13 protein-coding genes and 1 pseudogene are annotated in these 19,102 nt (G+C 61.0%); 10 read left to right on the top strand and 4 right to left on the bottom strand.

Annotation, left to right across the window (positions count from 1 at the left end; genetic code table 11):
* Positions 1-13 precede the first annotated feature (13 nt).
* On the bottom strand, positions 14-937 hold the full coding sequence (locus HU749_RS13570) for a LysR family transcriptional regulator (RefSeq protein WP_079301811.1): 924 nt from the start codon (positions 935-937) through the stop codon (positions 14-16).
* A gap of 113 nt (positions 938-1,050) precedes the next feature.
* Between HU749_RS13570 and HU749_RS13565 the strand changes: the two genes are divergently transcribed.
* From HU749_RS13565 to yghU, 5 genes are all read left to right on the top strand, one after another.
* Positions 1,051-2,046 (top strand): aldo/keto reductase, encoded by a 996-nt coding sequence (locus HU749_RS13565; protein ID WP_079301810.1) that lies wholly within the window; start codon positions 1,051-1,053, stop codon positions 2,044-2,046.
* A gap of 91 nt (positions 2,047-2,137) precedes the next feature.
* Positions 2,138-2,896 carry a substrate-binding periplasmic protein gene (locus HU749_RS13560; protein WP_046065486.1) on the top strand — a complete coding sequence of 253 codons (759 nt, stop codon included), beginning with the start codon at positions 2,138-2,140 and terminating at the stop codon, positions 2,894-2,896.
* A gap of 1 nt (position 2,897) precedes the next feature.
* Positions 2,898-4,241 (top strand): diguanylate cyclase, encoded by a 1,344-nt coding sequence (locus HU749_RS13555; protein ID WP_186652204.1) that lies wholly within the window; start codon positions 2,898-2,900, stop codon positions 4,239-4,241.
* Positions 4,242-4,269: 28 nt separating this feature from the next.
* Positions 4,270-5,004: a substrate-binding periplasmic protein gene (locus tag HU749_RS13550; protein WP_095962901.1), complete on the top strand. Its 735-nt coding sequence runs from the start codon at positions 4,270-4,272 to the stop codon at positions 5,002-5,004.
* Between the two features lie 43 nt (positions 5,005-5,047).
* The gene (gene yghU / locus HU749_RS13545) at positions 5,048-5,887 is read left to right on the top strand and encodes a glutathione-dependent disulfide-bond oxidoreductase (protein WP_186652202.1); all 840 of its coding nucleotides are present in this window, start codon (positions 5,048-5,050) and stop codon (positions 5,885-5,887) included.
* Between the two features lie 178 nt (positions 5,888-6,065).
* On the opposite strand, the gene HU749_RS13540 is transcribed toward yghU, so the two are convergent.
* Positions 6,066-7,319 (bottom strand): hypothetical protein, encoded by a 1,254-nt coding sequence (locus HU749_RS13540; RefSeq protein ID WP_225919168.1) that lies wholly within the window; start codon positions 7,317-7,319, stop codon positions 6,066-6,068.
* A 193-nt stretch (positions 7,320-7,512) separates the two neighbouring features.
* On the opposite strand from HU749_RS13540, the pseudogene HU749_RS29650 reads away from it, so the two are divergent.
* A pseudogene (locus tag HU749_RS29650) lies at positions 7,513-8,667 on the top strand (FIST signal transduction protein); the annotation flags it as partial.
* Between the two features lie 195 nt (positions 8,668-8,862).
* The gene (locus HU749_RS29645; RefSeq protein WP_371914685.1) at positions 8,863-9,540 is read left to right on the top strand and encodes a methyl-accepting chemotaxis protein; all 678 of its coding nucleotides are present in this window, start codon (positions 8,863-8,865) and stop codon (positions 9,538-9,540) included.
* Between the two features lie 188 nt (positions 9,541-9,728).
* Here the strand turns inward: HU749_RS29645 and HU749_RS13530 are convergent, their stop codons facing one another.
* A complete protein-coding gene (locus tag HU749_RS13530) occupies positions 9,729-11,150 on the bottom strand; it encodes a diaminobutyrate--2-oxoglutarate transaminase (protein WP_079301804.1) in 1,422 nt (473 codons plus the stop codon).
* A gap of 120 nt (positions 11,151-11,270) precedes the next feature.
* On the bottom strand, positions 11,271-13,334 hold the full coding sequence (locus HU749_RS13525) for a TonB-dependent receptor (protein WP_079301803.1): 2,064 nt from the start codon (positions 13,332-13,334) through the stop codon (positions 11,271-11,273).
* Positions 13,335-13,582: 248 nt separating this feature from the next.
* On the opposite strand from HU749_RS13525, the gene HU749_RS13520 reads away from it, so the two are divergent.
* From HU749_RS13520 to HU749_RS13510, 3 genes are read left to right on the top strand one after another with little or no spacing between them, the layout of a single operon-like run.
* Positions 13,583-14,560 (top strand): TauD/TfdA family dioxygenase, encoded by a 978-nt coding sequence (locus HU749_RS13520; RefSeq protein ID WP_186652200.1) that lies wholly within the window; start codon positions 13,583-13,585, stop codon positions 14,558-14,560.
* Positions 14,561-14,567: 7 nt separating this feature from the next.
* On the top strand, positions 14,568-17,996 hold the full coding sequence (locus tag HU749_RS13515; protein ID WP_186652198.1) for a condensation domain-containing protein: 3,429 nt from the start codon (positions 14,568-14,570) through the stop codon (positions 17,994-17,996).
* Between the two features lie 17 nt (positions 17,997-18,013).
* Positions 18,014-19,060 carry a TauD/TfdA family dioxygenase gene (locus tag HU749_RS13510; RefSeq protein WP_079301800.1) on the top strand — a complete coding sequence of 349 codons (1,047 nt, stop codon included), beginning with the start codon at positions 18,014-18,016 and terminating at the stop codon, positions 19,058-19,060.
* Positions 19,061-19,102 lie beyond the last annotated feature (42 nt).

Raw genomic sequence — 19,102 nt, 5'->3', positions numbered from 1 at the left:
ACACAGCATGGTTCTACACTCTATCCATCAACGTCCGCTGGGCATCCGCCTCGCCGTGCAACAGCTCGATTACCCAGTCGATAAAGACCCGCACCCTGGGCGACAACTGTCGATGGGGCGGGTACACCGCTGAGATCGGCCAGGTCGGCACGCCATACTCGCTCAACACTTCGACCAGCCTGCCCTCGGCCAACTGCTGTTGTACGTGGTATCGCGGCGCCTGGATCAAGCCGAATCCCGCTTCACAGGCCGTCACATAAGCGTCGGCGTTATTGACGGTCAGCTCACGAGGCAACTGCATTTCGCGTACCCGCCCCGCCACCTCGAACTCGAACGGGAAGAACCGCCCATTGCCGGACGCAAAACCGATGGCCCGGTGCGCCGTCAAATCCTCCAACCGCCCGGGCGTGCCGGCGCGGGCCAGATAGCCAGGGCTGGCGCACGTCAGTTGATGCAAGCGCACGATGGGGCGCGCCACCAACGCCTGGTCGACGACATTGCCGGCGCGGATTGCACAATCCACGCCCTCGCGCTGCAGATGGACCTGGCGGTCATGGAAGCCGATGTCCAGTTGCAACGCCGGGTAGCGGCGATAGAAATCCGCCAGGCGCGGCAGGATCCAGGTGCAACCAAAGGCGATGGGCATGTCCACTTTCAAGGTGCCGCGCGGCTGGCTGCGTTGCGCCGATAACGAACTTTCCAGGTCATCGAGGTCGTCCAGCAACTGGCCGCTGCGCTGGTAATACGCTTCTCCATCCAGCGTTGCCCGCACCTGCCGGGTGGTACGTTGCAACAGTTGCACCCCCAAATGCGCTTCCAACTGCTGGATCAGCAGGCTGACGGTGGCCCGGGGCAGCCCAAGGTCATCGGCCGCCTTGCCAAAACCGCCCAGTTCAACGATGCGCCGGAACACCTGCATGGCCTGTAATCGGTCCAATGTCGCGCCTCACTATTTAGATATCACGAATAGTTAAACCAATAATCGTGGATTTATCCAGGAAACCACTTGATAGAGACTGCACAGGTCGTTCATTTCCAGGAGCTATCAGTATGAAGACTCGCCAACTCGGCCATCGCGGCCCTCACGTTTCCTCCATCGGCCTGGGCTGCATGGGCATGTCGGATTTCTACACCACGGGCGTGGACGAGAGCGAAGCGATTGCCACGTTGCACCGCGCCGTGGAACTGGGCGTGACGCTGTTCGACACCGCCGACATGTACGGGCCACATACCAACGAAGAACTGCTCGGACGGGCCCTGCGTGGCAAGCGTGACGGCCTGTACCTGGCGAGCAAGTTCGGCCTGGTGCGCAGCAGCGATCCCCATGCCCGAGGGGTCAATGGCCGGCCCGAATACGTCCGGCAATCCGTCGACGGCAGCCTCAAGCGCCTCGACACCGATTACCTGGACCTCTACTACCAGCACCGCATCGACCCTGAAGTGCCTGTCGAAGAAACCATCGGCGCCATGGCCGAGCTGGTCAAGGCCGGCAAGGTCCGCCACATCGGGATTTCGGAAGCCAGCGCCGAGACCATCCAGCGGGCCCACGCCGTACATCCCCTGGCAGCGGTACAAAGCGAATACTCGCTGTGGTCCCGTGAGCCTGAACACAATGACGTGCTCGATACTTGCCGGCGCCTGGGCATTGCATTCGTCGCCTACAGCCCCTTGGGCCGGGGCTTTCTGACTGGCGAGCTGAAATCACCGGAGGACTTCGCCGCCGATGACTATCGCCGCTTCAACCCGCGCTTCCAGGCCGAAAATTTCAATCGCAACCTGGTGCTGGTAGAGCGGGTCAAGGCACTCGCCTCGGACAAAGGTATCAGCGCCTCGCAACTGGCCCTGGCTTGGGTATTGGCCCAGGGTGAGCATGTCATTCCGATCCCGGGCACCAAGCAGCGCAAGTACCTGGAGAGCAATGTAGCGGCGGCTTCGGTGGTGTTGAGCGTTGACGAATTGGCCCAGTTGGATGGGATTTTCACAGGCGAAGGCGTGGTGGCGGGCGACCGATACCAGGCGCAGACGATGACGTTGTTGAACGGTTGATATTCAAGCAGCCGCCAGCCCAGCCGATAACCCTATCAGTGATAGCTCCCAGGCCTCGCCGAGACCTGCAAGTTGCGTAGGGTAATGATCAATGGGTTGGCCGCTGAATCGCCTGCTGATGTGGGGCGTCCTGATGTTCCTCGCTGCAAGCGCTTATGCGGCAGAGGCACCGCTGCGCATCGTGACGGAGGAACTGCCGCCCTACAACATGACGCAGAACGGTCGAGTGACCGGCATGAGCACCGAGGTGGTCCAAGCCGTGCTCAAGGAGGTTGGCATGGACGCGCCTATCCAGTCCATGCCTTGGGCCCGGGCCTACGAACTGGCGCTCAATGAAAGCAACGTGTTGATCTATTCGATCGTCCGCACACCTGCACGCGAATCGCTTTTTCAGTGGGTCGGCAGCATTGGCCCGACGCAGTGGTACATCTACTCGCTGGCGGACCGGCCGGTGAAACTCGACTCGCTGGCCGATGCCCATGGTCACCAGATCGCCACGGTCAATCAGGACGTGGGCGAGCAATACCTGGTCTCAAAGGGTTTTCGCATCGGCGAAGAACTGCAGTCGAGCACCAAGTACGAACACAACTACCGCAAGCTCAAGGTCGATCACGTGGAGCTGTGGATTTCCAATGAGCTCAACGCGCTGTACCTGACGCGCCAGAATGGTGAAGACCCGGACAAGTTGCTGATCCGCTCACTGGCGCTTCCCGAGATGAGCAGTACCGACGGCTTGAGCATGGCGTTCAGCCGCAATACGCCGGCCGATACGGTGGCGAAATTCCGTGCTGGTCTGGAGACCATCCGGCGCAATGGCGTCTACGATGCCATCCTGCGCAAATGGTTATGACATGGATGCCAATTTCCGTAGGGCCTCCTCCTTGCAACCACAGACCAAGGCGTTCAGCTCCCTAGGGCGCCGCCTGGTGCTGGCAACGCTGCTGTTCTGCCTGCTCTTTACCCTGGCGATGGTCACTTGGCGTACCTGGCTGGCCTGGGAAAACAACCTGGCGGAAATGAATTCGGAGCTGGCCCTGATCGATCAGGTGTTCCAGAACACCCTGGCCCATGCCATTTGGGAACTGGACCGTGAATCCCTCGACCAGCAAATCAGCAGCGTCGCCACGGCAGCACCCGTGGGTCGCGTGGCGTTGAATATCCTGCGCCCAGGGCAAGCGCCTGAAGTCATCGAAATCAATCGATACGCCGCCGATCAATCGGGCGTGGTGCCGGTGCTGCGTCGAGAGCTTATCGCGCATCCCTACGCCGGGGCCCATGAAAAAGTCGGCGAGCTGACCATCGAAGGCGACAACAACCTGCTTTGGGTACGCCTCTGGGGCGAAGCACGCAGCATCGTCATCACCCAGCTCATCCAGTCCTTGCTGCTGGCCGGGTTGGTCATGACCGTGTTCAATCGCCTGGTGACCGTGCATGTGGTGCACATCGCCCGGCACCTGGGCGAACTGGCGCCGCAAACCCTCATGCGTCACCTCAAGCTGCAACGGGCTGTGCAGCGCCAGGACGAACTGAGCCTGCTCGAATTCCAGGTGAACACACTCCAGGACAATCTGCGCGCCCATCTGGAGCGCCAGCATTCGGACGAACTGGCCCTTGCCACCAGCCGCGACCAAATGGCCGAACTGGTCGAGGCCCGCACCGCAGAATTGAAGGCAGCCAACCAGGCCCTTGAAGCCCTGTCACGTCACGATGCCTTGACGGGCCTGGCCAACCGTCGCTATTTCGACGAGTTGAAGGACATCGAGTTTCGCCGGGCGATCCGCCACAAGACCCCGCTGGCGGTGCTCATGTGCGATGTCGATTTCTTCAAGATCTACAACGACACCTACGGCCACATGCAGGGCGACTTGTGCTTGAAAGAGATCGCCGAGACCTTGCGCAGCGTGTTCGGCCGCTCTGGCGAACTGACCGCGCGCGTAGGCGGCGAAGAGTTCGTGGTGGTCCTGCCCAACGTCGACGCCGCCCAGGCCTGCGAGGCCGCCCAACGTTTCCGTACAAGCCTGGCCGAACGTGAACTGCCCCACAGCGGTTCCAAGGTATCGCCGTTTGTCACCGTGAGCATCGGCGTCGCCGAGTTGGACCCGGAGACCATGGACCATTTCGATCAACTGCTGCAACGCGCCGACCAGGCGTTGTACCGAGCCAAACACCAGGGACGCGATTGCGTCGCTCTGTAAAAACCATCGCGTGCCATGAGGTCTGTATATGCATTATCGCCTGATACTCTGCTCGTGTTTGCTCCTCACCTCGATCAGCCTGCAAAGCCATGCCGAGACGATCGAAGTCGTGACCGAAGACTCCCTCTACGCCTACCAGCGTGACGACAAGGTCATCGGGCCGGGCAGTCGCATCGCCGAAGAAACGCTGAAAAGCGCGCAGCTAACCGACTACAGTCTGTCGCTGTACCCATGGGCCCGGGCCTACGAAAAAGCCCTGCACGAACCTAACGTGCTGATCTTCCCGTTGGACCGCACCCCAGCCCGCGAGCAACTGTTCAAATGGGTGGGTGAAATACATCGGGTGGCGAGCCGGCTCTATAAGCTGCGCGACAATAAAGACATAATCGTCAACAACCTCGAGGAGGCCAAGCAGTACAGCATCGGCGTGGTGCGAAACGACGCCAAGCAGATTTACCTGCAACAGCGTGGGTTTACCCGGCTGGTCATCTCGGCCAACAACCACGACAACTTTCAAAAACTGTTGAATCGCCAGATCCAGTTGCTGCCGATGCCGGAGAACACCGCGCGCCTGATGAGCCAAGATGCCCAAATGGATTTCACTTCGCTGGAAGAGGTCTACATCCTCGACGAACAACCCCACAAGGTCCACCTGGCGTTCAGCCTGAGCACACCGGATGAAGTCGTCGCCAAGGCCCAGCGCGCTTTCGAGCAGCTCAAGGCGTCCGGTGAAGTGGCGCGGATCATGAGCGAACAGCGGTAGACTCTGGGGGATCACACCACAAGCAACGATGAGGTATGTCCCGATGAGTAAAGCGTCCTACGTTCCGCCCCAGGTCTGGAAAAACGACGCCCCGTCTGGCGGCCAGTTCGCCAGCATCAACCGCCCTATCGCCGGGCCGACCCACGACAAAACCTTGCCGGTTGGCAAGCACCCGCTGCAGCTCTACTCCCTGGCCACGCCCAATGGCGTGAAGGTGACCATCCTGCTGGAGGAACTGCTGGCGCTGGGTCATACGGGCGCGGAATACGACGCCTGGCTGATCCGCATCAGCGAAGGCGACCAGTTCTCCAGCGGTTTTGTCGAGATAAACCCCAACTCCAAGATCCCGGCCCTGCTGGATCGCAGCGTAGAACCTGCCATCCGGGTCTTCGAGTCCGGTTCGATCCTGCTGTACCTGGCGGAAAAATTCGGCGCCTTCCTGCCCACCGACCTGGCAGGTCGTACCGAAACATTGAACTGGCTGTTCTGGCAGATGGGCTCCGCCCCGTACCTGGGCGGTGGCTTCGGGCATTTCTACGCCTATGCGCCGGAGAAACTCGAATACCCGATCAATCGCTTCACCATGGAAGCCAAGCGTCAACTGGACGTCCTGGATCGCCGCCTCGGCGAAAGCCAATACCTGGCAGGCAACGACTACACCATCGCCGACATCGCGGTCTGGCCCTGGTATGGCCAACTGGTGCGCAACAACGTGTACGGCGCCGCCGAATTCCTGAGTGCCCACGAATACACCCATGTGCAGCGCTGGGCCGAAGAAATTGCCAAGCGCCCCGCCGTCCAGCGCGGACAGCGGGTCAACCGTACCTGGGGTGACGAAGCGAGCCAGGTGCCGGAGCGGCATGAGGATGCGGACTTGGGCTGAGGGCGGATCGCACGTCGGATCGGTGGTAAACCCCTGTTTTTCGACCAGCACAGCCCCCTGTGGGAGCGAGGCTGCTCGCGATGACGGTGAATCAGTTGGCATTGACGCTGAATGTGCCAACGTCATCGCGAGCAAGCTCGCTCCCACAGGTTTTTCCCCCAAGCTTTTCGTCAAGTGTTCAGCGGCTGGCTTCCAGCTTGTACCCATCGCCCGCCGACGCCGGGGTCGTTTCATTGGCCAGGGCAAAGATACACTCGTCCAAATAAGGCCTGACGTCCGCCCATTTCTTGCCATCGGCGATAAATCCCCGCAGCTTCTTGCCCGCATCCACCACATCCGGTTCATGCGCCATCAACATGAGCCTGGCGACTGAACTGGCATCACCGTCCTTGTGCTTGGCATGATCCTGCCGAGCGTAAGAGTGAAACGCCTCAATCCTCCCCAGCGCAGCCTCGGTACGGCCCATGCACTTGTCACCCAGGATCTCTTCGCGCCGCTGTGCGTGCCCCCCGGCAAAGCTGTCCTGGACAAGGTGAAGCAAACTGCCAAACGCCACCTGATTCACGTTCGCCCGCAACCATGGACGCCCGACAGCAAAAAGATCCTGCACCGTCTGCCCGTTATTGAAATGCTGCTCCCAGCCTTCGATCTTGATATCTTTCAAATAGGTATTGATGGGATAGGTTCCATCGGCAACCCCCCAAGCGAACTCGGCCCACATCATGATTTCACGCTTGGTCTGTTCTGGCGCGGCGCCCTCTTGGGAAGCCATGGAGTGCAAGAACTGTAGGTCGCCGAAATGCGAACGAGAGATGTAGTTTCCCGCGCCCATGAACGCCATCGGATCAGAAGCACTTTTGCTCTCGGCTTTCTCGAAGAGATTTACCCAGCACCGCGTCTGCGAGATAAAACCAACCGAATAACGCCCATCGCAGCCCTTGGTTTTGGCATCTTCCGCGCCGGGCATGAACACCGGATCATCGTTCCAGCGAACTCCGGCAATGATGTAGGCACCGGCATTCTCCAGGTTGGGGTTGCTGCAATCCTGCCAATCCCCGTCGCACCCATAGATCTTCTGCGTCAGCGCCTCATGGGCAGGATCGGAAAAATTATGCAGCGCAAAACTGGCGAAAGGCACCGTCGCCTTATAGGAAACCCCATATTTCTTGGCCATCTCCCGCTCAGCCAAGGTGCCATCCGGCGAGAGTTGAAAAGCGTTGACCTGGCCGATGCAACCCAACAAAACACCCCAGGCCACTCCGGACACGGCTTTGTATGTATTCATGGATCGTCTCTGCAACGGGCGATGACGAGCAGGTTCTCGTCTCGCACCTGGGGTTGTGGTGGGCGTGATAAATGGCAAGACGCCACCGTCGATAGCATAGCGGGTGTCGCTTTGTCGTCCAGGCGTCATGGAGCCGATTTTTTTCATAGGCTTCTCCTGGGCTCCATACGAAAGTCGCTGATCAACAGGCGGAGTAAACCCCAACCAAAAGCCCCTATGGGCCGCCCCCGCAAATAGCACAAGCTCACGCCCATACAAGCCCCCTGCCGTGACCGCTACAGAGAAAGGACTCCGCACGCATACCTCGTACGCGTCACGTCGCGCTCAACCGAGTCCTGCCATGAACCTACTGAACCTCTTCAACACTGCCCGAGCCCGTACTCCAGGGGCTGTCAGCGTGGCCTGCACCTCTGCTGAGCTGGACCAGGCGCTGGCCAACATACGTATTACCCCGGTGCTGATCACTGGATTCGTCTCCCCGCACCTGGACATCGACCAGATCGCCGCCAAGGTCAAGAAGCGCTTCGCCCACAGCACCATCAGCCTGTGCACGACCTCGGGTGAGCTGTACAACGGCGCGAACACGCTGTATTGCCAGACCGGCGAGACCTGGGACCGGGTGGTGCTGCAGCTGTTTGACGCCAGTGTGATTGTGTCGGCCGAGGTGGTGATGGTGCCGCTGGAGTGCGAGGACATTCGCGGTGGCGGCAAGCGCCTGGCCATGCGTGAGCGAATCGCCAGGTTGGTGAATAACATCAAGCAGGCGCAGGTGCGCACGCCGATTGACCATCGCGATACCTTGGCCTACGTGGTGTTCGATGGTCTTTCGGCATCCGAATCGTTCTTTATGGAGGCGCTCTATGAGTCGGGGCGTTTCCCTTGCCTGTTCGTCGGCGGTTCGGCCGGTGGCAAGACGGATTTCAAAAAGACCCTGATCAGTGACGGGCAGCGCAGTTATCAGAACCACGCGCAGATTGTCTTCCTGAAAACCGCGGCGGATGTGCGCTTCGGGGTGTTCAAGAGCCAGAACTTCCAACCTGCCGGGCTGACGTTCAGCGTGCTGACCGCGTCGGTCGAAGACCGCACCATCGACCAGGTCATCGACAGCCGTGGCAACATCAAGAGCATGGTCCAGGCGCTGTGCGATGCATTCGAGTGCAGTGCCCAGGCACTGGAAAAGAAGCTGGCCGATTATTCATTCGCCATCCGTGTGGGCGATGAGCTGTTCGTGCGCTCCATTGCCCGCATCGATTATCAGCAGCAGATCATCCAGCTGTTCTGCGACGTGGCGCCCGGCGAAGAGCTGGTGATGGTCAAGCGCACGCCCCTTCGCGAGGCGACCCGACTCGACTACGAGAAATTCCTCAAGGGCAAAGGCGGCCGCCCGGTGGCCGCTATTCTCAATGACTGCATCCTGCGGCGGCTCAACAACAGCAGCGACCTGGGCAGCATGGCCGGCATTTTCGGAGATGTGCCTTTGGCCGGTTTCTCGACGTTTGGTGAAATCCTCGGTTTGAACCTTAACCAGACACTCACGGCGATTTTCTTCTTCAGAGTCACCAAGGGCGCCCAATTTGTCGATGAGTACGTCGATAACTTCATCGCCCACTATGGCGAGTTCAAGGCGTTTTTCCTGCGCCGCCAGATCAAGAAGCTGGCCGGCCTGAACCATGTCGTGGTCAAGCAGATCATGGCGTTCAAGATGAACGACTTCAGCAGCGCCTTGGACACGCGCGGCCTGGACAACACCATCCTGCCGGTGTTCGACGGTCTGACCGATCTGGGCCAGGTATTGGCCCAAGCCAGCCAGCAGCAGGCGCAGATGGCAACGCAAATCAAGCACTACTCAGGTGAGCTACACCTGTCGATGGATGACCTGACGGGCACGATCGACCGGCAAAACAGCGTCGCCGAGCAAGCCGGCACGACCGTCGAGCAGCTTGCCACCCAAGCGGGTGAAGCGGTGGTCGGCGCTCGTGCGCTTGCCAGTTCGAGCTTGCGTATTCAGTCGATCGTGCAGGTCATCCAGCAAATCGCCGGACAGACCAATCTGTTGGCCCTTAACGCCGCCATCGAAGCAGCGCGCGCCGGTGAGATGGGCAGAGGGTTTGCGGTGGTGGCTGATGAGGTCCGCAAACTCGCGGAAATCACCCGCAAGAATGCCGCGGAAATCGGCGTGGACATTGACCTGCTCTCGACGGAGATCCAAGGCGTCGCCCAACAGATCGAAGACCAGTCCGTCGCCGTCAGCGCCCTGCGCGAGATGCTCGATGCCCTGGAAGACTCCAGCCGCACCACCGAAGGCACGGCGCAACGCACGAAGGCCATCGCGGACACCTTGACGGGGCTGACTCACGCCAGTGCTTGAGTAACTGTTGGAGGGTTTGGTGTTGAATCCGGATGCTGTGGGCACCCGCAATCCCTTGTGGGAGCGAGCCTGCTCGCGATAGCGGTGGGTCTGCTTGTGGTGAGGTTGGATGGGCCGACGCCTTCGCGAGCAAGCCCACTCCCACAGGGTTTGGTGTTGTGTCTGGATACTGCTCCGAACCTGGATGATCAGCTTGCGGGGCGCTCGTTGATTGTGCTCGCGGCCTGGAACAGGATTTTCGCGACGAAATCGATTTCCTGTTCGGTGATGATCAGCGGCGGCAGGAAGCGTACGGTCGCGCCGTGGCGTCCGCCCAGTTCAACGATCAAGCCGTGCTTCAGGCATGCCTGCTGGAAAGCCTTGGCCCGTGCCGTGTCCACCGGCGGATGGCCTTGGACATCACGGGCGCCCTGCGGATCGACGATTTCCATGCCGAGCATCAGGCCGCGTCCACGCACATCGCCGATCCAGGCGAACTCGTTTTGCAGTGCCTGCAATTGTTTTTGCAAGTGGGCGCCCACCGTTTCGGCGTGCTGGACCAGGCCTTGATCGCGGATAAAACGCAAGGTCGCGGTACCCGCCGCCATCGCCAGTTGATTACCGCGGAACGTGCCAGCGTGGGCACCCGGCTGCCAGACGTCAAGCGACTCGTGGTAGACCATGACCGACAGCGGCAACCCGCCGCCGATGGCTTTGGACAGGGTGATGACATCCGGCGTGATGCCCGACTGCTCGAAGCCGAACATCCGCCCGCTGCGGGCAATGCCGCACTGGATCTCGTCGACGACCAGCGGAATGCCGTGGGCCTGGGTCAACCGGCGCAGTTCCTGCAGCCAGCGGTCCGGCGCGGCAATTACCCCGCCCTCGCCCTGGATCGGCTCCAGGATCATTGCCGCCGGTGCAGTCACCCCGCTTTCCGGGTCGTTGAGCAAGTGCTCGAGGTAGCGCACGTTCAACGTGACCGCTTGATCGCCGGCCACCCCGAACGGGCAACGATAATCATGAGGGAACGGTAGACGCTGTACCCCGGGCATCAATGCACCGAGGGCATTTTTCGGCGACAGGTTGCCGCTGATGGCCAGCGTGCCCAGGGTCATCCCGTGATAGGCCCCTTCGAACGCCAGGACCGAGTGCCGCCCGGTGGCGGTACGGGTCAGCTTGAGCGCGGCCTCGACCGCATCGGCGCCACTCGGGCCGCAGAACTGGATGCGTGCATGGCGAGCGAACTCGCTGGGCAGGCAAGCGAAAATTTCTTGGACAAATGCGTCCTTTACAGGGGTCATGAGGTCCAGGGTGTGCATCGGCACACCGGCCGCCATGACCTGGGTGATGGCTTCGATGATCACCGGGTGGTTGTGCCCCAACGCCAGGGTCCCGGCGCCGGCCAGGCAATCGATGAACACTTGCCCTCGGCTGTCCTGCACATAAATGCCATGGGCCCTTTCAAGCACCAGGGGAATACGTCGCGGGTAACTGCGGGCGTTGGACTCCTGCTGTTGCTGACGTTCCAGCAACGGCGTCGAATCGAGGCAGTAAGGACTCGACAGACCGGTGTGCAACAGGCGTAGCTGTTGCGCGCCACCCGCTGTGACATTCGAAAAAGCACTCATGATTTCCTCCATGGAGGCTGGGTTTGGAAGGGAACGAACAGCCTGGAAACAAACATCCGAAACGTTGCAGGACAGGCGCGGGGAGATTGCCCCCCCGCGCCTGGGGTTACATGTTGTAGCTTACATGTCGTAGCGCAGGACCATACCCACCGTGCGCGGTGCGCCGACGTCGATGATGTCGTCGTTGCGGTTGTTGGTGACGTATTCCTTGTCGAACGCGTTCTTCACGTAGGCGGAGACGGCGACATTCTTGGTGACTTTGTACTCGGTGTTGAAATTCACCAGCACATAGGCGTCGCTCTTACGTTCACCCGTGACTTTGCCGTTTGCGTCGAACTCGTACTCCGAAGGTGCAGTGCTCTGATAGACGATGTCCGTGCCGAAGATCAGGCGATCGTCGAAGCGATAGACACCACCCACCGAGGCCTTGTATTTAGGCGCGTAGAGGAACGCCTCGCCGCTCCTGTCCTGACCACTGTCAGAAACGAAATCCTTGTATTTGCTATCGGTAATGGCGCCACCGACATTCAGGGTCAGCTGTTCGGTGATGTCTTTTTCGACGAAGACTTCCAAGCCCTTGATGTCACTGCGACCAGCATTGTAAATATCAATGACGTTGCTACCGGCTTGGCGCACGCTGACCTGCTGATCTTTCCAATCCGTGTAATACAGGTTGGCGCGGGTACGCAGGGTCTTGTCGAAGAACGAACCGCGATAGGACAGCTCGTAGTTGGTGGTGTATTCCGGATCGTAAGCTTGGTGACCACTACCGGAGCGCAGGTTGACACCGCCACCGCGATAGCCTTTCTGCACCATGAAACCGAGGTACTGGTCCGTTGCCAATTCGTAGTCGATGCCGAGTTTCGGCAGCACTGCATCAAACGATTTCTTGATTTTCTCGGGAACGAAGCCGCCGTCTTCCTCGATGTCGGTATTGTTCGTCTCATGGTCGTAACGCAGGCCAGTGATCAACGTCCAGCGCGGCGCGAATGTCCAGTTGACTTCACCGAACACCGCCTTGTTTTCAATCTTGGTATCACCTTTGACGGTACGAACCAGAACGTCATCGAACAACAACCGGTCGTGGAAGTTGTTGGTGTTGTGGCCATAGTAGGCACCGACGAAACTCTTCACCGTGTCCGAGTCGTAATTCAGACGCAGTTCCTGACTGAACAGGTTGCCGTCTTGTTTACGCAGAACGACCTCGTTGTCCACCGCTGTCTGGTCAAAGTCCAGGCGGTTGCTGTAGTCCGTACTGGTATTGGCGGTCATGCTCGTCAACGACCAGGTATCGTTCAGGCGGTAATCCACCTTGGCGCTGAAAGTGTCTTGCTTGAGGTTGTCGAAGGCCTCGGTATTGGACGCGATGTCGTAGTAGCTCGGCTTGCCATCGGCGCCGCGCATCGTCGAGCGGTCACCCTGGCGATGTTCGCTGTGGGCGTAGGTCAACAGGACATCGGTGTCGTCATTGGGCAGGATCAGCAATTTACCGCGGGCGTTGCTGGTGCGATGCGGGTTGGCGTCTTTATCGAGCGTGGTGTTGTCGATGTAGCCGTCACCGTCGGAATAATCCACGGCGATACGCCCGGCGATCTTGTCATCGACGATGGCCCCGCCACCGGCCACGGCCGCGCCGTGCTCACCGTAGTTGCCCACGCTGGTCTGCGCCGAGAAGCTCGGTTCGAAGGTTGGGTTCTTGGTTCGGATAACCACCGCACCAGCCAGGGAGTTCCGACCCTGGGTGGTGGATTGCGGACCGAGAAAAACCTCGACCTGCTCGGCATCCCAGAGCGGGACCGGGCTGAGGGTCAGCGCGCGGTTCGGCTGCACAGCACCGTCGACATACACCGACACCGCGCCGTTGAGGGCGGCCGGGCCCTGGTCGTCAAAACCGGACACCGGCACGCCACGAATCCCCCAGTTCTCGTTGCCGGCCTGGCTATAGACGCCGGGCGTGCGGGCAAACACATCCACCAGGTCCTTGTCGCCGTGCTCACGCAGATTCTTGTCGGTGACAACCACGACGCTGGACTGGGTCTTTTCGAGGGTACGGTCGATTTTTTCACCCGTCACGGTGATTGGAGCAATCTCCATCTTGCCGGCTTCTTCAACCGCCCAAGCGCCGTTGCTCAGGCCTATGGCCGACCCTACAGCCAACGCAATTGTATTCTTTTTGAAATTCACGCCCCGCTCCCCTGCGACAGATATTTTTAGGTTTTTTGAGCTGGCCGAAGGCTGTTTGGCGCCAGCGGAGCGGAGTCTAATTCAAAAAAAAAAATAAATAAATAGTATTGATAATCCATCTCATTTGTACCTAGTATGTCGTCTTGTATCGACTTACATACATTACAGACGAGTCCTACAACACTGACCGCTGCCCTGCTTTCAAGGTCTTGTGACTGGTCGAAGACGCTATAAGAGGATGCACAAGGATGACCTCAATCGAACACCTGAACGGGCGTTCCGAGCTGTTTTCAATGGCGCCCACGGATGCAAGCGCCCAATCGCTACCCTTGCTGGTGCAGGGGACGTCGGGACAGTCGATCCACGACCTGGACGCCTCGATTCGCGACCGCGTGGCCCAGGTCCTGACCACCGTTGGCGGCGTGTTGTTTCGCGGTTTCACCGTCGCCACCCCCATCGACTTCAAGCGCTTCGCCGCCAGCTTCGGCGCACCGCTGGCCAGTTACGAATTCGGCTCCACACCGCGCAGCAAAGTCTTCGCCGGGGTCTATAGCTCCACCGAGTATCCGGCCCATCAATTCATCCCGCTGCACAATGAACAGGCCTACACCCGTCCCTGGCCTTCGCGCATCTGGTTCCACTGCATCAAGGCCAGTGAAACCGGTGGCGAGACCCCGATTGCCGACAGCCGCCTGATCTACCAGCGCATGCCTGCCGAGATTCGCGAGCTGTTCGCCAGCCGCGAGTTGCTCTACGTGCGCAACTACAGCGGCGCACTGGACCTACCCTGGGAAAAAGTCTTCAACACCCAGGACCGTGCCCAGGTCGAACGCTACTGCCAGGACAACGACATCGAGTGGGAATGGAAAGCCGATGGCGACCTGCGCACCCGCCAGCGTTGCGCCGCCGTGCAGCAGCATCCCGAGACCGGTGAATGGGTCTGGTTCAACCAGGCGCACCTGTTCCATGTCTCGGCCATCGAACCGAGCGTACGCGCCAGCCTGCTGGCGGCGGTGGGTGAAGAGGACCTGCCGCGCCATGTCTATTTCGGCGATGGCTCGCCGATTGCCGACGGCATGCTCGACACCGTGCGCGAGGTCTACCGCGAGACTGCCATCAGTTTCCCCTGGCAGCCCGGCGATATCCTGATGCTCGACAACCGACTGGTGGCACACGGTCGTAATCCTTTCACCGGTGACCGCAAAGTCATCGTGGCCATGGCGTGAATTGCACATGTTTTCATTCGAACACTGGATCGACGTGCTGGAAACCAACGCCCAGCACTTCCCTCAGCGTGCCGGCCTGCATTTTTTGCCGGACGGCGTAGAGATCGGCGAAACCCTGACCTTTGCCCAACTGCGCGAGCAATCCCAGTCCCTGGCGGCCGCGCTGCAAGCGCGTTATGCGCCGGGTGATCGCGTGCTGCTGATGCTGCCCAGCAGCCTCGACTACGCCCGCGCCTTCTGTGCCTGCCTCTATGCCGGCCTGATCGCGGTACCGTTGTTTCCGCCGCCGTCGCGCAAACCGCGTCACCTGGACCGCGTCCGCAACGTGGTGGTGGATGCCGAACCGGCTCTGATTCTCGCACCGGCAGACTATTGCGAAGGCTTGCTGGAACTGGTGGAGGGACGCGTCGATGTGCTGACCGTCCAACACCTGGGCACGCCACCGGCCAGCCAGTGGCAACGCCCGGCCATCGACGGTTCGACCGTGGCCTTCCTGCAATACACCTCGGGCTCTACCGGTTCGCCAAAAGGCGTCGAGGTACGTCAACGCAACCTGATCGCCAACGTTGAACTGATGCGCCAGGCCTACGCTTTCGACGAGCACGGGGCCATGGTCAACTGGCTGCCGCTGTACCACGACATGGGCCTGATCGGCGGTATGCTGGCCCCGCTCTACAGCGGCATGCCATGCTACCTGATGGCGTCCCAGACCTTCGTCAATGCACCGTCGACCTGGTTGCAGGCGTTGAGTCGCTACCGCGCCACCGCCAGTTTCGCCCCCAACTTCGCCTATGCCCTGTGCAACCGCGTGGTCAGCGACAACCTGATCGCGCAGCTCGACTTGAGCGCCTGGAAACACGCGATCAACGGCGCCGAACCGATCCACCCCGGCACCCTGGAAGCCTTCGCCCAACGCTTTGCCGCATGTGGCCTGAACCCGTTGGCCATCAGCCCCGGTTATGGCCAGGCCGAAGCAACACTGTGCGTCAGCGCCACGCCGGCCGACGCGCTGCCAGTGGTACTGCGCCTGGACAAAGCCGTGCTGGAGACCGGTCGCGCGGCCCTGGCAGCGGCCAATGCCGCCACCGTGGAGTTCGTCGCCTGCGGTTACCCGCAAGCCTTGCACAGCATCGCCATCGTCGACCCGCACACCTTCGAACGCTGCGCCGCCGACCGCATCGGCGAAGTCTGGCTCAAGGGCCCGAGCAACGCCGAATCCTATTGGAAGAACCCCGAAGCCACTCGTGAAGCCTTTGAAGCACGGATTGTCGGCTCATCGGAGCATTATCTGCGCTCCGGCGACCTGGGCTTCATGCACGAAGGCCAGGTGGTGATCTGCGGACGGCTCAAGGACCTGCTGATTCTCAACGGACGCAACCTCTATCCCCACGACATCGAATTCGCCATCACCGATGCCGAGCCGGGCATCCGTACCGGACGCATCGCTGCTTTCTCGGAAATGGACCCGGCATTGGGCCGCGAGAAACTGGTGATCGTCGCCGAGCCGCAACGCAAGTTCGTCGACCCGGCGCATCACCCGGCGCTGTTCGCGTCGATGCAAAACGCCGTGCGCGAAGCCGCCGACTGTGGCATCGACCAGATCGTGCTGGTGCAAGCCGGCACCATCCCGATGACCACCAGCGGCAAGATCGCCCGTCAAGGCGCACGCAAACAACTGGCTGCGGGCACGTTGAGCATCATCGCCCAGAGCGGTGGGCAGCCTGCCTCGAACGGCGAGACCCTCGACCTTGCCCAGTTCAAGCACCTGGTGGCCGAAACGCCGCAACAGGCCCAAGTCGCCTGCCGCCAATGGCTGGAACAGACGCTGCACGCGGTCAACCCGTATCTGTCCGCCCACTTCGAACGCAGCCTGATCGGCCAGGGCCTGGACTCCATCGGCGTGGCCGACTTCGCTGCGCGCCTGCACCGGGATCTGGGCTGGAACCTCGAAACCCAGGACTTGTTCGGGGAAACCACCCTGGAGCAATGGGCGGTGGCCCTGCAAGGTTTCCTGAATGAACCGGCACCAATGGCCGAGGCGTCGACCGAGCAGACCAACCTCAGCCAGGGCCATCAGTCGTTCGCCCAGGGTCGCCTATGGTTCCTGCGCCAACTGAACCCGGACGACACCCGCCACAACCTGGTGCTGCATCTGCGCCTGCAAGGGCCGTTGGACATCGAGACGCTGGCCCTGCGCTTGAACGCGCTGGTCGAGCGGCATGGCGTGTTGCGCACGGTGTACCGCGACGGTGTCGATGGCCCGCAACAACAGGTGTTGCCGGCCACAGCGGTAGCACTGATCCATCATGATTTGCGCGAACAGAATGAAGCGCAGCAACAGCAGGCGCTGAGCGAGCACCTGGCCCACGAACACGCCACCCCTGTCGATCTGCAAGCCGGCCCGCTGCTGCGAGCGCAGTTGCTTAGCCGACATGACCAACAGCATGACCTGCTGCTGACCCTGCACCACATCGCCTTCGACGGCCGCTCGGCGCAAATATTGCTGGCGGAACTGGCGGGTTCGGCGGACGCCGCACTCCCGGGGCAATACCTCGATTTCGCCCAATGGGAAGCCCGGCACTGGAGCGAACAGCGGATCGCCACCGAGCAGGACTTCTGGCACGGACACCTGGCCGGCATGCCCCAAACCTTGGAACTCGGTGGCAGCGGCCAGGTCCCGGGCGAACACAGCCTGGACTTCAACGTGCCCCAGGCCCGCTGCGAACGGTTGGCAGCGCTGGCCCGCGAGCAAGGCATGACCTTGTTCATGCTGTTGCTGGCCAGCTACCAACTGGTGCTCAAGCAACTGGGCGGCCAGCAGCAGTTCCTGCTGGGCACCGACGTGAGCGGCCGGCCACTGGCTGAGCACAACGACGTCATCGGTTTCTTCGTCAACCAGTTGACCCTGCGCTGTGACTTGCGCGGCGAACCGACCCTTGCCGGTCTGCTTGAGCGGGTTCGTGATGAAGCGCGCCTGGCCTATGCCCATCAAGGCCTGCCTTTCGACCTGGTGGTCTCGGCCCTGGCGCCGCAGCGCCGCCCCGGTCACTCGCCGCTGTTTCAGGTCAAGCTCAACTATCAACCGTCACGAGTGACCCCGACCGCCATCGCCGGCGCACAGCTGTCCACGCTTGACGTGGCCCAGGCACCGGGAGATTTCCACCTGGTGCTCGACCTGGTGCACGGCAGCGAAGGCCTCGCCGCGACCCTCAAGTATCGCGGCGAATACTTTGACCAGCAGCGTGCCCTGCGCCTGCAACACCTGTGGACGGGCCTGCTGGAACAGCTACACACCCTGTTGGACGAGCCGCTGCCGGCATTGGCCGAGCGCATCGACAACTGGGACCAGGCCTTTGCCCGTGAGCGACAACAGTCACAGGCGCTGGCCGGTCGCAGCCAGATGATGCAAGCCAAACGTCGCTCCTTGTCCCTTTAACCGAGTCGGATGCCGTTATGTCTATCGTGCCCCCATCGCCACGCGCCCTCGGCGCCGTGCGTCGCAAAGCCATGAACGTCTCGGAACAACAGTTGGTCACCGAGCGTCTGCTCAGCCCGGACCACGCCCTGCCCCTCGTGATCGAGCCGGCGGTCAGTGGCGTCGACCTGATCGCCTGGGCCACCCGGGAACGCGAGTCGCTGGAAAAGAAACTGCTGGAGTACGGCGCCCTGCTGTTTCGCGGCTTCAACGTCGCGTCCGTCGAGCAGTTCGACCAAGTGATCGCCGCCCTCTCCCCCGGCGCTCTGGAATACATGTTCCGCGCCTCGCCCCGGACAAGGGTCGGCGGCAACATCTACACCTCGACCGACTACCCGGCCGACCAGATGATTTTCCCCCACAACGAACACTCCTACTCGCCGCGCTTCCCGCTGCGGCTGTTCTTCTACTGCCAACTGCCGTCGGAAACCGGTGGTGAAACACCGATTGGCTCGACCCGCGCCGTGAAGGCTAGGATCAGCCCGCAGATTGAAGCGAGGTTCAGGGAAAAAGGCGTGTTGTACGTGCGCAACTACGGCGACGGTTTCGGCCTGCCGTGGCAGACCGTGTTCCAGTCCGAAGACCGCAGCGAAGTAGAGGCCTACTGCGCCAGCGTCGGCATCGAAGTGGAATGGAAAGACAACAATCGCCTGCGCACTCGTCAACGCGGGCCCGCCATGGTGCGCCACCCGCGCACTGGCGAAGAGGTCTGGTTCAACCACGCCACGTTCTTCCACATCAGCACCCTGCCCGAACGCATCCGCGATTCGCTGCAAAGCAACTTCAACGACCTCGACCTGCCCACCAACACGTTTTATGGCGATGGCGAACCGATCGAGCCGCACGTGCTGCAATCGCTGCGTGCGGCCTACCTCGATTCACTGGTGCGCTTCAGTTGGCAACAGGGGGACGTGTTGTTCATCGACAACATGCTCGCCGTGCATGGTCGCGAACCCTTTACCGGCAAGCGCGCCATCATGACCGGCATGGCTGAAGCCCTGCTGTCGAGCGACGTTGCCGTCTGACATTCAACGGGTCCACCCGCCGTTCGCAGGAGGCTTGCCTGA

It is taken from the genome of Pseudomonas ogarae (genome assembly GCF_014268695.2).
Classification (GTDB): Bacteria; Pseudomonadota; Gammaproteobacteria; order Pseudomonadales; family Pseudomonadaceae; genus Aquipseudomonas; species Aquipseudomonas kilonensis.
The sequence above is the reverse complement of the archived record's forward strand: the minus strand, read 5'-3'. Positions and strand labels throughout refer to the sequence as shown.

Coding starts and splice junctions, on each gene's coding strand:
- HU749_RS13540 (WP_225919168.1), bottom strand. CDS start 7,319: ATGAAAAAAATCGGCTCCATGACGCCTGGACGACAAAGCGACACCCGC.
- HU749_RS13530 (WP_079301804.1), bottom strand. CDS start 11,150: ATGAGTGCTTTTTCGAATGTCACAGCGGGTGGCGCGCAACAGCTACGC.
- HU749_RS13510 (WP_079301800.1), top strand. CDS start 18,014: ATGTCTATCGTGCCCCCATCGCCACGCGCCCTCGGCGCCGTGCGTCGC.
- HU749_RS13520 (WP_186652200.1), top strand. CDS start 13,583: ATGACCTCAATCGAACACCTGAACGGGCGTTCCGAGCTGTTTTCAATG.
- HU749_RS13560 (WP_046065486.1), top strand. CDS start 2,138: ATGGGTTGGCCGCTGAATCGCCTGCTGATGTGGGGCGTCCTGATGTTC.
- HU749_RS13550 (WP_095962901.1), top strand. CDS start 4,270: ATGCATTATCGCCTGATACTCTGCTCGTGTTTGCTCCTCACCTCGATC.
- yghU (WP_186652202.1), top strand. CDS start 5,048: ATGAGTAAAGCGTCCTACGTTCCGCCCCAGGTCTGGAAAAACGACGCC.
- HU749_RS13515 (WP_186652198.1), top strand. CDS start 14,568: ATGTTTTCATTCGAACACTGGATCGACGTGCTGGAAACCAACGCCCAG.
- HU749_RS13555 (WP_186652204.1), top strand. CDS start 2,898: ATGGATGCCAATTTCCGTAGGGCCTCCTCCTTGCAACCACAGACCAAG.
- HU749_RS13565 (WP_079301810.1), top strand. CDS start 1,051: ATGAAGACTCGCCAACTCGGCCATCGCGGCCCTCACGTTTCCTCCATC.
- HU749_RS29645 (WP_371914685.1), top strand. CDS start 8,863: ATGGCGTTCAAGATGAACGACTTCAGCAGCGCCTTGGACACGCGCGGC.